This is a genomic window from Myxococcus xanthus (assembly GCF_006402735.1).
Lineage (GTDB): Bacteria > Myxococcota > Myxococcia > Myxococcales > Myxococcaceae > Myxococcus > Myxococcus xanthus_A.
On the sequence record NZ_CP017174.1, the window covers coordinates 8,235,940 to 8,249,708 of the forward strand.

11 protein-coding genes and 1 riboswitch are annotated in these 13,769 nt (G+C 70.3%); of the genes, 5 read left to right on the top strand and 6 right to left on the bottom strand.

Features of this window, described 5'->3' with window-relative positions; translation table 11 throughout:
* Positions 1–17 precede the first annotated feature (17 nt).
* The 6 genes from BHS09_RS33840 to BHS09_RS33865 form a co-directional block, all read right to left on the bottom strand.
* Positions 18–1,634, bottom strand: a complete 1,617-nt coding sequence (locus tag BHS09_RS33840; protein ID WP_140800107.1) for an MXAN_6577-like cysteine-rich protein — start codon at positions 1,632–1,634, stop codon at positions 18–20.
* On the bottom strand, positions 1,606–3,669 hold the full coding sequence (locus BHS09_RS33845) for a TonB-dependent receptor plug domain-containing protein (protein ID WP_140800108.1): 2,064 nt from the start codon (positions 3,667–3,669) through the stop codon (positions 1,606–1,608). The genes BHS09_RS33840 and BHS09_RS33845 overlap by 29 nt, the downstream gene beginning before the upstream one ends.
* A 59-nt stretch (positions 3,670–3,728) precedes the next feature.
* A riboswitch (cobalamin riboswitch) is annotated at positions 3,729–3,975 on the bottom strand.
* A 6-nt stretch (positions 3,976–3,981) separates the two neighbouring features.
* On the bottom strand, positions 3,982–4,338 hold the full coding sequence (locus BHS09_RS33850; RefSeq protein ID WP_237077720.1) for an FHA domain-containing protein: 357 nt from the start codon (positions 4,336–4,338) through the stop codon (positions 3,982–3,984).
* A 273-nt stretch (positions 4,339–4,611) separates the two neighbouring features.
* On the bottom strand, positions 4,612–4,893 hold the full coding sequence (locus tag BHS09_RS33855; protein ID WP_140800109.1) for a hypothetical protein: 282 nt from the start codon (positions 4,891–4,893) through the stop codon (positions 4,612–4,614).
* Positions 4,894–4,907: 14 nt separating this feature from the next.
* Complete coding sequence (locus BHS09_RS33860) at positions 4,908–5,564, bottom strand: hypothetical protein (protein ID WP_237079991.1); 657 nt, start codon at positions 5,562–5,564, stop codon at positions 4,908–4,910.
* Between the two features lie 116 nt (positions 5,565–5,680).
* Entirely contained in the window at positions 5,681–6,991 is a 1,311-nt protein-coding gene (locus tag BHS09_RS33865) for a Vgb family protein (protein WP_140800111.1), read from the bottom strand.
* 96 nt (positions 6,992–7,087) lie between these two features.
* On the opposite strand from BHS09_RS33865, the gene BHS09_RS33870 reads away from it, so the two are divergent.
* The 5 genes from BHS09_RS33870 (at position 7,088) to BHS09_RS33890 (ending at position 13,630) form a co-directional block, all read left to right on the top strand.
* Entirely contained in the window at positions 7,088–8,326 is a 1,239-nt protein-coding gene (locus BHS09_RS33870) for an FIST signal transduction protein (protein ID WP_237077722.1), read from the top strand.
* Positions 8,327–8,342: 16 nt separating this feature from the next.
* Positions 8,343–10,937 (top strand): PAS domain-containing sensor histidine kinase, encoded by a 2,595-nt coding sequence (locus tag BHS09_RS33875; protein ID WP_140800112.1) that lies wholly within the window; start codon positions 8,343–8,345, stop codon positions 10,935–10,937.
* A 238-nt stretch (positions 10,938–11,175) separates the two neighbouring features.
* Entirely contained in the window at positions 11,176–11,427 is a 252-nt protein-coding gene (locus BHS09_RS33880) for a hypothetical protein (protein WP_171410524.1), read from the top strand.
* Entirely contained in the window at positions 11,424–11,774 is a 351-nt protein-coding gene (locus tag BHS09_RS33885) for a ComEA family DNA-binding protein (RefSeq protein ID WP_140795507.1), read from the top strand. The genes BHS09_RS33880 and BHS09_RS33885 overlap by 4 nt, the downstream gene beginning before the upstream one ends.
* A gap of 152 nt (positions 11,775–11,926) precedes the next feature.
* Positions 11,927–13,630, top strand: a complete 1,704-nt coding sequence (locus BHS09_RS33890; protein WP_140795508.1) for a dipeptidase — start codon at positions 11,927–11,929, stop codon at positions 13,628–13,630.
* Positions 13,631–13,769 lie beyond the last annotated feature (139 nt).

A 13,769-nucleotide genomic window follows, 5' to 3' on the forward strand; every position in this document is an offset into this window, starting at 1 on the left:
GCATGGCGTGCGCTTCCTCAGTGCAGGGCGGTGACGTCAATGGCATTGGACACGGGCCGGCGCGGGTCCGTGGGACACGCCTCCAGCGCGGGCCCCAGCGCCTGGGGCGAAGAGAAGCCGCGGCGCTCCACCAGCCGCCCGTCCTCCACCGCCACCACGAAGACGCGGCCCGCGTTCGTATCCGCCAGGTACACCGCGCCCTCCGACACCGCGAAGCGGCTGGCCACGGAGATGTTGCAGCCTGGCGTTCCGGGCTCACACCCCGCCTTGAGCGCGTACGCCGCCACGGGTGCGTCGTTCTTCACCAGCACCAGCCCGGAGGCGCGCACGGCGCTGGCACTGTGCCCGTTGGCCTCGTCGTACTCGGCCTCGCCCAGGCAGGCCACCACGAGCTGGTCACCCACGGCCTCCACGTAGCCCGCGTTGAGGCAATCCGCCGCGCCCAGGTCAATGGCGCTCACGCTGCCGCTCGCGGGGTCGATCTTCGCGAGCATGCCCGGGCCATTGGGCTTGTAGCCGTTGTAGGGATTCAGGTTGGTGAGGCTCACGTACACCCCCGCCTCCGTCGCCGCGACGGAGTAAGGCAGCGGCAACACCGTGCCGCCATCGAAGGGCTTCAGGTCCAGCCCGGTGAGCGAAATCGTGTCCACCTTGCGCGGCTGCTCGGGGTTGGAGATGTCCACGCGCGCGACGGCATTGCCGAACTGGAACATGGAGCCGCCCGTGCCGAACAATGGGACGTACAGCGTGGTGCCCCACTTCGCCAGCGCCTGCGGGCTGGTGTTGGCCCCCAGGTTCACCTGCGTCACGGTGCGCAGGCCCAGCCCCGCGCCCTGGGAAGGGCCCTCTCGCTTGAGCACCTGCAAGGTGTTGTTCACCGAGTCCACGACGTAGACATAAGGCGGGTCCACCAGGATGTCGTTGGGCGAGCCCGCCACCCCGCCCAGCGAGTCCTCCTCCACCACCGTCCCCAGCGCGCCGCCCGCCGCCTGGAGCAGCTTCGAAGCCGTGGCGTCCGCGGCCAGCACGTAGCCGTCCCAGGACGCGAGTGTCTGCACGCCCGAGCCGAACTGACGCCGCGGCCCGAGCTGGTCCGTCCCCGCCTGGATGCCCACGAGCTGCCCGTGGGTGTAGCAGGCCGCCACCACGTCGTAGCCGCAGCGTCCCTCGTGACACGTCTGCACGTCCGGACACACGTTGCCGCAGGCGCCGCAGTTGAGCACGTCCGCGCGCACGTCCACGCACGAGTCCCCGCACCGCAAGCTGCCTTCGGAGCAGCCCTCGCGGCACACGCCGGATTCGCACACGAGCCCGGCGGAGCACGCGTTGCCACAGGCGCCGCAGTTCGTGGCATCGCTCGCCGTGGCCACACACGCGCCACCGCAGGACTCCGTCCCCGGACGACAGCCACAGACGCCGGCCTGACACGTCTGGCCGGCGCCGCACGCGTTGCCACAGGCGCCGCAGTTGGCGACATCGCCGCCCAGGTCCACGCAGGCGTCGCCGCAGACGGACAGGCCGGAGGTGCACACCGCGCCCTCCTCGGGGCACCCGGTGAGCAGCAGCGCCGCCACTGCCACCAGCAGCAAGGTCGGAAGGAATGGCTCAGGGGACAGGGGACGCGGGCGAGGCATGGGGCTCCCGAGTGGAGGAGGAAGACGGTGACGCGCCTGGCTCGAGCGCCACCGCGAGCGTCACATAGGCGGCGCGTCCCGGCAGCGGGAAGCCCGTGAAGTCGAAGGTCCGGACGTCGAGGAGGTTCTTCAGCTCGACGGACAGGGTGAGGTCCGGCCCATGGAGGAAGGTGCTGGACGCGCCCGCGCTCACCAACGTGCGTGATGGCAAATCGAGCGAGCCGGTGCGGTTGATGAGCTGAGCGGACTGGTAGAGCACTTCCGCGCGGGCGTTGAGCCAGTCCGGCCCCGCGCGCACCCGCCCCACCCACTTGTGCCTGGGACGGTACGGCAGGTCCTTGCCGAAGAAGCGCGGGTCCCCGTAGCGGTTCTCCGTGCGCAGATACGTGTAGCCCGTGCTGGCCAGGAGCCAGGCGAAGGGCCGCGCCTCGCCCTCCAGCTCCAGACCCCACACGCGCGCGGTGTCGAAGTTGTACGGGCGCGCCATCAGCGGCGGGTACAGCTCATAGGCGATGAGGTTCTCGTAGAGCGCCGCGAAGCCGCCCAGCGTGAGCCCCCAGCGTGGCGCCGCGTCCTCGGAGTCTTCCGGACCGGAGCGCCACATCACCGCCGCGTCCGCGTACAAGGCGCGCTCGGGCTTCAGCCCGGGGTTGGGCAGCAGCGTCCCCTGCCGGATGTACAGCTCCAGGAAGGACGGCGCGCGGTGGGACTGCCCGGCGTTGGCGCGCAGCCCGAAGCCGCGTCCCAGTTCGACGGATGCACCCAGCTTCGGCGACAGCAACCAGTACGGCCCCACCCGCTCCAGCCGCAGCGAAGGCACCACGTCCAGCGCGCCGCCGAAGAGCCTCACCTCATCCATGGCCATGACGCTGGCGCGCCACCACGACGCGGCCTGTGCGCCCTCCTCCTGAGTCACCGTCTCACCCGAAGTCGCCACCGTGACGGTCAGCGACTGGCGCTCTCCCAGCGGCCTGCGACCCTCCAGCTCCACGCCGCCCACCGAGTGCCGCTGCGCGCCGCCCGCGCCGGGAATGCGCCCCGTCACCTCCAGCCCGTCACGCCGGAAGAAGCCTCGCGCACTCCCCTGCCCCAACCCGTCGAGCACGCCCGACCAGCGAAGGCCCAGCGCCAGCCGCCCCAGCTCCTGGTCTCCGGTGGACTGGGGATTCTGCACGGTGCCCGGAATGGCGCGGTCCTCCAGGGACAGCTCCGCGAGCGCATCCAGCCGCGAGCCTCCCGCGAGCCGCCTCCGGTAGCGCAGGAGCGCGCCCCCCCCCTGCGCGTTGTTGCGGGCACGCCGCTCGGAGACCTGGGGATTGCCATCCACGGCGGGCAGTTCGTCCACGTCGTAGGCGAAGTCACCATCCGAGCGGCCCGCGTGCACCAGCAGCAGCGCCTGCCCGCCCAGCATCGGCCCCGTGGCGGCGACGTGGCCCAGCGCCGTGCTCCAGCTCCCGTAGGTCACCTCACCACTCGTGCGCAGGTTCGGCCCCGGTGCGCGGGTGATGATGTTGATGGCGCCGCCCAGGCCGCCCGAGCCATAGCGCGCGCCCGCGCCACCTCGCAGCACCTCGAAGCGCTCCACCAACGCGGAGGGAATGAGCGACAGGTCCGACAGGCCGCCCGCGCCGTTGAGCGGAATCCCATCCAGGAACACGAGCACGCCGTTGGACGACGCGCCCCGCACCACCAGGCTCTTGCTCTGTCCGTAGCCACCGGAGTCCTGCACCGCGAGCCCCACCGAGCCCACGAGCAACTCCGCCGTGTCGCGCGCCTCGCCCGCTCGCTCTCGCGCATCAATGACGGTGATGGCGCCCGTCGGGTCCCTCCGCTCCGGAGACTCGGGCGGAGGCGGTGTCCTGCCGCGGACCACCGTAGTGCGCGTGGGGGCGGACCCGGGTGCGGCGGAGGGCACTTCCCCAGAGGCAACCACGGCCGCGGGCGGGGCAGCGGCCTCGGAAGGCTGCGCCCTGACGGGACATGGAAGGCTGAGCACCAGGCACACGACAGGCCCAGCGAGGAAGGTCCACCGCATGCTCCGCCTTCCGCTCCCTCCGACGAAGAGAGAAGGCCAACCGCCCGGGCCCGCGAAAGGCTCGGCCGCACCCCTGGGCAGGTCTCCTGGCTGACGGACTCTGGCGACTGGCGCACGCTGCGTCATGCCAGAAGAGGACTTCCGCCTTCCCCCGGAACGGCGCTCGGCCGCGGATGGAGTGGCGACAAACCGAAGCCCCCGGCCCTGACCTCAGGGCTGCCCGTTCACAGTGGCGGGACCGCGCCGGACTCTCACCGGCTTCCCTCTTGAAAGCCCGACATGGGCACCCAAGGGCGCGCCCTTTGTAGGAGGTCACCTCCGGCGGGTCAAGCTCACCGGGGGCGTCAGCGAGGACACGCGCACGGACTGCTCGAAGGCATACGTCTGGAGGAACAGGAGCTCCACGTTCCCCAGCGTGAGCCGGGAGCGGCACAGCAGCGGCGCGGGCCGGCCCGGCAGGATGAGCACCCCATCCTGGTACGTCCCCCGCTCGCTCTCCAAGTCCGTCACGCACCACAGTCCGGTGTGCGGCTCACGACGAAGGCGCGCATGCAGGCGGGACACCGTGGGCTCGGCGAGGACGATGTCGCACTCGGCGCCGCTGCCCACCGTCACCTCGGCGTCCGCCGGGCGGAACCGCGGGCGCACCTCCAAAACCACGGGCGCCATGGCGCAGGGCGTCGATGCCTTCTCGGTTGACCGGGACGCCCCACCGAGCGGCCGCGTGGAAGCAGGCTCCCACAGCAACACGGGCCAGCTCCCATCATGGGCCCGCGCATCGCGAGGAGCTGGCTGGAACACGCGCACCTTCCTGTTCACCGGATGGACGCGCGCAACATGGACACGAGACGCCGGCGGCGCCAGTTCCTGGAGCCTCATGACGTGCGATTCACCGTCGAGTCCCACCGCGTGGGATGTCCACCCACGCCTGCCACCAGTCGACTACGGAACGTCCGGAGTCCCCGCGTCCTCGCAAGTCACGCCCGAGCCGGCATCCGGCTCGACCTCCGCGCAATCCGGAAGCGCCAGCTCCAGGCCCTCCTCACCGAGGAGCAGGGCCTCATCGTCATCGGTGGAGAAGGTGCCCGTCCCACCGTCCGCGACACGCATCCGCGCGATGGGGTCCTCCACGGCGCAGCCTCCGCTCCAGGCCAGCAGTGCCAGGACGAGCAGGTGCCGGAACGTCCCGCGAGGCGCGTGCGATGCGAAGTCAGTGCGGTTCATCGGGCGGCCACCTTTCACGGGAAGACCATCATCGCGACGCTCAGTCGCGGCCGGACGGCCCATCCCTCATGGAGCGGTTCGAACCCCTGCGCGCTCTGGAAGCCGATGAGGGGGCGGCCGAAGACGACGTCCATCGCCAGCGAGCCCTCCACTGCGAAGTACTTCGAGAAACGCCAGCGCAGGGAGGTATCCGGCCCCGTGAGGAGCGCGGGGACGAAGCGGGGGCCAGCGGTGTCCAGTCCGCCCACGCGGGCAAAAGCGGTCCGGCCGAAGAGGAGGAAGCCCGCCCCCGCGCCCACGCTCCAACGCCACTCACCCGAGCGGAGCACGGGCGTGTCCAGCCAGAAGCCGAAGACGTACTGCTCCAGCTTCACCTCGGTGCGGGTCTCCACCATGCTCGACGGGAGACCCGCCAGGAACTGGAAGCGGAAGCGCAGCCGGGGAAACTCCCAGCCGGCCCCGAGCAGCCATCCCTGGTAACCCGCCGAGGCGTAGCCGTCGAGCGATGCGAGGCCGCCCGCCAGGAGCTGCCACTGCACGGATGAAGACTCCGGGGCCACCGGAGCGGCTTCCGCCCGGGGAACATCCGCCGTGTCCGCCGCCAGCGAAGCGGAACCCGCGAGCAGCCCTCCCACCACGCCGAGTCGCAGCAAGACGGTGCCCGATGCCATGTGGGCAACGCTACCGTCCTGGCAATGGGGGACGGAAGCCCCCCGCCCGGCCACTCAACGGTTCGTTGCGCGCGGAAAGTGCCGAGCGGCCAGTTCCTCGCGCCAACCGGCCCGTGTCACGGCAGCCGGTGGAACAGCGGCAGGTTCGCGGGGGCGGGATACACCGCGACGCCATGCGTGGCCCCGAGGTCGGGGCTGGAGATGACGACGTCGGGCGTGGGCGCTCCGGAGACGCTGAGCTGGCTCGGGCTCAGCCGGGAAATCTTCCCGGAGTTGTAGGCCATCCAGAGTCCCCCTCCTTCGTCGAACGCGAGTTCCTTGGGGCCGCCCGCGTCAATCTGGATGCTCGGGACAACGCTCACCGCGCCGGAACCCTCCTGGTCGGCGGGCGTGAGCCGCACGACGACGCCGCTCGCGCCATAGGAAACCCACAGGTTTCGCTCCCCATCGAAGGCGAGCCCCGCGGGGCCCGCGAAGCTCCTGCCCGGAGCGGCTTCCATCACGTCGATGCTCGCGACGGGCGTCACGGTGCCGGACGCCTGGAGGCTCGATGCAGCCACCTTGTGGACGCGGGAGGCCCCGGCCCTCACGTCTCCCACCCAGAGGTTGCCCATGGCGTCGAACGCGAGCGTGGAGGGGTCCCCTAGCCCGCTCAGCACGACCTGAGGCGCCGGAGCGGTGCCGGAGACAAGCTGGGCCGCGCCAAACCGGACGACGGTGTCGCTGAACCCGATGGAGGTCCAGAGGTCGCCAGCGGCATCGAACGCAATGGCGATGGGACCAGGGCTCCCGGCGCTCAACACGCCGCCGCGCATGATGACGTCGGGGCTCTTGACGCCAGAAGCGCCCAGGTCGCTGGCCGGATAGCGCCTCAACTCACCCGACCCCAGCGCGGCCCAGAGGTTGCCACGCTTGTCGAACGCGAGCCCCGAAGCGCGGGGAATGCCCGGGCTCGAACCGAGCTGGACGGAGGCCGACGGCGCGCCCGTGACCTCCAGGTCCGCGGCGGCGAAGGCCTCCACCTCGGCCGCCCCGTTGCTGGTGGACAGCCACAGCCGCTGGCTGCTGGGGATGAGCGCGTATTGAAGGGTCGCGTTCGCCACCTCGCCATCCAAGACGCATAGCTGGCGCGCTGGCGCATCATAGGCGGCGCGAACCCGGCCGCCGCTCCCCGCCACCGGCTCGGGGGAGAGCGTCCACATGCCCGCCGTGAGCCCCGCCAGCCGGCCGCCCGCGCGCACCTCCCGGGACTCACTGCCTCGGCGGATGATGACGTGAGGGCTGGCGGAGGCCGGCAGTCCCTGGATGGCCAACTCCAACGCACCCGTGCCCGTCTCGGGACACCCGCCTGGGTCCGGGTCCGAGCTATCGCCACACCCCACGGAAATCACGACGGCCAGGACGAAGAGAATGCTTCCGTTTCTCACGAGGTCCCCCCTTTCAAGCGCACGCTGCGCTCACTCGATGAGCATGGGGATACAACTGGGCGCACGAGGGGGTGTCAACCAAGGCAGGCCCGAAAGGTGCCCGCTTCGGCCGAACGAAGCCGGCTCAACCTGCACGCCAGCACGCGCGTGAATATCGATTCCAGTGGGATGCGGATGCAGATTGGAAAGAGCAGCTCGCCCGATGGCGAAGTCGCCGCCCGGGAGGCGATCGCGGAGGCGCTGCGAGACGCGGACGCGCCCACCTTCGCCCTGGTCTTCTGCACGGACCAATATGACGCGGATGACCTGGCGGCGGCGCTCCGGCGGGAGCTCCGGGACCTTCCCTGGGCCGGATGCTGCGCGGCGGGTGTTTTCGCGGGGACCGAGCTACTGCTCCAGGGATTGGTGGTCGCGCTGTTTCGCGGGGTGGACTTGCAGGTCGGGACGGGGATGGGTGGGCCCGTCAGCAAGGACCCCAGAGCGGCCGGACGTGACGCGGTGGCGAGGGCCATCGAGAAGCTGCCTCCCATGCCGCCGGAGCGCCGCCGTGCGCTGCTCGTCTTCCCGGACGGGCTGAGCGGGAATCCAACGGAGGTCGTGCGCGGGGCGCAGCAGGAGGCGGGGGCGGGCGTCGTCTGGGCGGGGGGCGGAGCGGGAGGCAACCTCCAGAGCGCCACGACGGCCCAGTTCACGGATGGGCAGGCATACCGGGACCAGGCGGTGGTGATTGCCTTTGATGCCCAGGCGCCGATAGGCGTCGGGATTCAGCACGGCTGGTATCCATACGGCCCACCGACCCAGGTCACGAAGGCCCACGGCGCGACCGCCATCGAGCTCGATTACGAGAGCGCGTTCGAGGTCTACCGGCGCACGGCCGCGAGCCGCGGAGACGCGCTGGACGAGCAGGGCTTCGCCCGCTTCGCGATGACCCACCCGCTGGGGATTCCCCAGGCCAATGGAGAGTTCGTGATTCGCGATCCAATCTCCATCGGCCCCGATGGCTCGGTCCGCTGCGTCGCCGAGATACCTGATGGCTCGTTGGTCCGGGTGATGGAGGGAGCGCGCGCGGACCTGATGGACGCGGCAGCGGGTGCGGCCAACCTGGCTCGGAAAGGAACCCCTGGCGCGCTGGGCGGCGCGGTCGTGTTCGATTGTTTCTCGCGCTACCCCATCCTGGGCGAGGAAATCCGGGACGAGCTTTCACGCGTCCAGGAGGCGCTCGGGGAGACCACTCCGCTCGTGGGTTGTCTGACCCTTGGCGAGGTGGGGGCCATGGGAGGTGGAGTTCCGCAGTTCCACAACAAGACGGTGGTGGTGCTCGCCCTTCCAGGGTGATGGGACGAGGTCGGACATGGCGGACCCCTGCGAGGACGCGGACCGGAAGCTCACCGAGGAGCGACTCGCGCTGCTGAGCGTGCTCCAGGAACTCACCGTCGCGGCGCTCGACCTCTTCGACCCGAGCAAGCCCGCGGACGCCTTCATGGACCGCGTCGCGGAGCGGCTGGGGTGCATGGTCGCGCTCTGGGTCCAGGTGAACGCGCGGGGACAGGTCGTCCTTCTGGGCGCAAGTGGACTCTCCGCTGCGTCCCGCCAGCTTCCGATTCCCGCCCGCGCCGAGCCCGGAGGGAAGCAAGCGCCCGTCGAGGTGAACCTGCCCTTTCCGGAGCTGGAATTGCCGGGGCTCGTGCGCTGGTCCACTCCAATCATCGGGACGGACGCGGCGCACAGCGCCAGCGCGCTGCTGATGTACTTCGACCGCGAGCCGCACCTGCCGCGACAGTACCGGGGCATGGTGGAGCGCCTCGGCGGCGTGCTCCGGACCGCGCTCATGCACCGGCAGCTCTTCACCCGCATCCTGGACAGCGAGCGCGCGCTCCACCAGCAGAAGACGCTGCTGGAGTCCCTGAGCGAAGCCTCCGACGAGGGCATCCTCATCTCCACCCAGGAAGGAAGGACGCTCACGCACAACCGCCGCCTCGTGCAGATGTGGGGGTTGGAGGAGGAGCTCCTGTCCGCATCCTACGAGGCGTGGGTCCTTGCGGCGGCGGAACTCGTGGAGGAGCCCGCCCGGTTCACGGCGCGCGCATCTTTCTTCATCGAGCACAGCGACGCGTCGGGACACGACGAGCTTCGGCTCAAGGATGGGCGGATATTCGAGCAGTACGACGCCCCGGTGGTGAGCGCGGACGGCCTCTACTATGGGCGGGCCGTCTACTTCCGGGACGTCACCGCTCGACGGCGCACGGAGCGGGACCTCCAGCACGAGCGGGACTTCAGCTCGGCGGTCCTGGATACGGCCCGCGCACTGGTCATCGTCCTGGATGCGGAGGGCCGGATCGTCCGCTTCAACCGCGCATGCCAGGAGATGACCGGCTACTCCTTCGAGGAGCTTCGCGGCACGCGGTTCTGGAAGCAGCTCCAGGCCCCGGAAGAAGTGGCGCGGGTCGAGCGGGACTTCGCCCAGCTCTCCGCGGGCCAGGGGCACGAGCAATATGAGAGCTGCTGGCTCACGCGAGCGGGAGAGCGCCGCCTCATCTCATGGTCCAGCAACGTCCTCCGCAGCCCGACGGGAGCGGTCGAGTACATTATCGGCATCGGCATCGACATCACCGAGCAACGGCGGGCCGAGCAGGAGCGCGACCAGACCTTCCTGCGTGAGCAGCAAGCGCGGGCCCGGGCCGAGGAGCAGGAAGGAAGGTCCGCGTTCCTGTCGGAAGCCTCGGGCCTGCTCGCGGGCTCGCTCGCCCCCGAGGACGCGCTGCGAAACGTGGTGGCGCTGACCGTCCAGCGGTTCGCGGACTGGTGCACGGTCGACCTGCTGGACAACGACCAGTCCCCCCAGCGGATCGCCGTGGCCCAATCCCAGACACTGCGGGCCAGGTGTCCCGCGAAGGCGGCCCCCGCGCCACCGGACCTCAATGCCACGCACGGCCCTGGGCGGGTGCTCCGCCGCGGCGAGCCGGAGTTCTTCCTGGAGGGTTACGGCTCCGCGGCCCCCGGGTGCGGAGTCCTCGAGTTCCAGTCCTGGCTGTCGGTGCCGCTGCTCGCGCGTGGCCGGACGCTCGGCGCGCTCACGCTCGCCCGGTTGGACGGCGGGAGCCGCTATGGCCTGGCCGAGCTCACCCTCGCGCAGGAGCTGGCCCGCCGCGCGGCAATGGCCGTGGACAACGCCCGGCTCTATCAGGAAGCCCAGCAGGCCATCGGCCTTCGTGATGAGTTCCTCTCCGTTGCCTCTCACGAGCTGAAGACCCCGGTCACCTCCCTCCAGTTGTCCGTGCAGGGCTTGCTGCGCCGCGCCCGGTCGGGAGCGCTCCGCACCGCGTCGACGGAGACAGTGACCCACTCGGTCGAAGGCATCGAACGCCAGGCGATGCGGATGGCGAAGCTCGTCAACACGCTGCTCGATGTCTCGCGCATCCATGCCGGGCGGCTCGAACTCGAGCTGGAGGAAGTGGACCTCGCCGCGCTGGTCCGAGACATCGCGGCGCGCTTCGCACCCGAGCTGGCCCTCTCCGGCACCACGCTCCGGGTTCATGCCGACACGCCAATGCCAGGAATCTGGGACCGGTCGCGGCTCGATCAGATTGTCACCAACCTGCTCTCGAATGCGCTCAAGTACGGCGAGGGCAAGCCCATCGAAATCCAGGTCGGCGGGGATGCCAGGACCGCCCTCCTGGAAGTGAGGGACCAGGGAATCGGCATCCCGGCGGAACAACAGGCGCTGATCTTCCGGGCCTTCGAGCGCGCGGTGTCATCGCGCCACTACGGAGGGCTGGGCTTGGGCCTCCACATCGTCAGTCAGCTCGTCGAAAGGCTGGGAGGGGCGGTCCGGGTCCAGAGCGAGGCGGGACGCGGCGCCACCTTCACGGTCGCGCTTCCACGCAGCGGCCCCGCCGCGCCGCTGCCGGCTCCGGCGGACATGCACCTGGACGCGAACCATGCATGAGTGCGCGTTCGCGCCCTCCCGTGCCTGGCGCCGCGCTCTCGTCCGCTGAGAAGCCACTGGCGCGTCGCTGTCCGTCCTCGCCGCTGGACGGTTCTCACATCCGCGCACGGTGTGCGGAGAGCGCCCCGAGGAGAACACCATTGGCACGCCGGCTGCTCAAGCGCTCCCCGACCTCAGGCGGTCAAGCCGACGAGGCAGCCGCGCCGTGGTGGCGCGATGCGGAGTGTGGAGGTGGATGATGCTGACGGCGGGTAAGCGACTGGCGGTCTTCTCCATTCGCGAGGGCAAGGGCGGGAGCATCTGGGTGCGGGCGGGGAGCGCCTTCGTGAACAAGGACGGCTCGCTCAACGTGTTGCTGGACGTGCTGCCGCTGGACGGGAAGCTGCACGTCCGCGAGGCGGCGGAGAAGCGCGACACGGCGGGAATGAGCGGCGGCCGCTACGCGGGCGAGCTGGGGCTGGACGCGGCGCCGGTAGGTGGCCACTCGTGAGGGCGCTGTGCGCGGTGGTGGTGGGCCTGCTCTTGTGCGGGCCCGGGGTGGCGGAGGCGGCGAAGCTGCGCACGCAGCACACGGGGACGGTCAACCTCAACGAGGCCAGCGCGGCGGAGCTGGATTTGCTGCCGGGCGTCGGGGAGAAGGCGGCGCAGCGCATCATCGAGCACCGCCAGAAGCGGCCCTTCAAACGCGTGGAGGAGCTGGTGCGCGTGAAGGGCTTCGGCAAGAAGAAGTTCCTCAAGCTCAAGGCGCACCTGGCGCTGAGCGGGCCCACGACGCTGCGAGTCGAACAGGTGCCCGCCCCTCCTGAGAGAAAGGAGGTGGGCACGACGAACGACTGAGACTGAAGCTCCGGCAAAGGGGGCCGCCGCCCGGGATTTCTCTCGTGGCCTGGTGCGGCGGCCCTGGGGTGCACGGGCCCATGAGGGGCAAACAGGGGGGCGCCCCTTGGGAGCGGTAGCCATCCGGGAGTGGATTGGTACCATCCGGCGCCATGAACCGACGCCTGACGAACCTGCTCACCGCGCTGCCTGTCACCGCCGCGCTGGTTGCTCCGCCCGTGCTCGCCTGCACCAGCATGCTGGTCTCCAAGGGAGCCACGGCGGATGGAGCCACCTTCATCACCTACGCCGCGGACGCGCACGAGCTGTACGGCGAGCTGTACTTCACGCCCGCGCGCCGCCACGCGCCGGGCGCCATGCGCGACATCATCGAGTGGGACACCGGCAAGTTCCTGGGCCGCATCCCCCAGCCCGCCGCGACCTATTCGGTGGTGGGCAACATGAACGAGCACCAGCTCTCCATCGGTGAGTCCACCTTCGGCGGCCGCGAGGAGCTGGCGGGTCCCGCGGGCATCGTCGACTACGGCTCGCTCATGTACATCGCGCTGGAGCGCGCGAAGACGGCGCGCGAGGCCATCCAGGTGATGACCACCCTGGTCGCCGAGCACGGCTATGCCTCCACCGGTGAGTCGTTCTCCATCGCCGACCCGAAGGAGGCCTGGCTGCTGGAGATGATTGGCAAGGGCAAGGGCGAGAAGGGCGCGGTGTGGGTGGCCCGCAAGCTGCCCGACGGGTACCTCTCCGCGCACGCCAACCAGGCGCGCATCGGCACGTTCCCGCAGAACGAGAAGCAGACGACGCTCTACTCGCCGGACGTCATCTCCTTCGCCCGGGCGAAGGGTTGGTTCAAGGGCGAGGACAAGGACTTCAACTTCGCGGAGACGTACAACCCCATCGACTTCGGCGGGCAGCGGTTCTCCGAGGCGCGCGTGTGGAGCATCTTCCGGCGCGCGGCGCCGTCGATGAAGCTGGGCGCGGAGTACGCGGACGGCGCGGCGCCCCAGAAGCGGCTGCCGCTGTGGGTGAAGCCGGACAAGAAGCTGTCCGTGCAGGACACCATGGCGCTGATGCGGGACCACTTCACGGGCACGCCGCTGGACATGACGAAGGACGTGGGCGCGGGCCCCTACGCGGCGCCATACCGCTGGCGGCCAATGACGTGGGAGGTGGACGGCAAGCAGTACGTCCACGAGCGCGCCATCTCCACGCAGCAGACGGGCTTCTCCTTCGTCGCGCAGATGCGGGACTGGCTGCCGGCGCCCATTGGCGGCGTGCTCTGGTTCGGCGTGGACGACACCTTCACCACCGTCTACACGCCCATGTACGCCGGCATCCGGCAGGTGCCGCGGAACTTCGCGCAGGGCGTGGCCAGCCGCGGAGAGTTCTCCTGGGACTCCTCCTTCTGGGTGTTCAACTGGGTGTCGAACCAGGCCTACGGGCGCTGGAGCGACATGGTGAATGACCTGCAGAAGGAGCAGGGCGCGCTGGAAGGCCAGTTCCTCGCGGACCAGGCCGACATCGAGAAGCGCGCCCAGGAGCAGTTCAAGCGCAGCCCCGAGGAGGCGCGCCAGTACCTCACCGACTACTCGCTCCAGCAGGGTGAGAAGGTCCACACCCGCTGGCGCAAGCTCGGTGAGACGCTGCTCGTGAAGTACATCGACGGCAACGTGCGCGATGAGATGGGCAAGGTGAACCATCCCAAGTACCAGGAGGCCTGGTACCGGCGCATCGTCCAGGAGAATGGCAAGGCGCTGCAGATGCCCGCCAAGCCCGCGGAGCCCGCCGCCGCGCCGGCTCCCGCGCCCGCCCCTGCTCAGAAGCCGGCGCCCAAGCCCACCGTGGCCCCCGCGCCATAACCCCCCGTCCTGGAGCGGGGAGCCTTCTCCCCGCTCCATGGCCGGCGCTGCATCCCGTGCGCGTCAGCCCCAGGCATCCGTCATCAGGCTGATGATTCCTGCTCCACCCCCCTCTGGACACAACCTCGGCCACACCGGC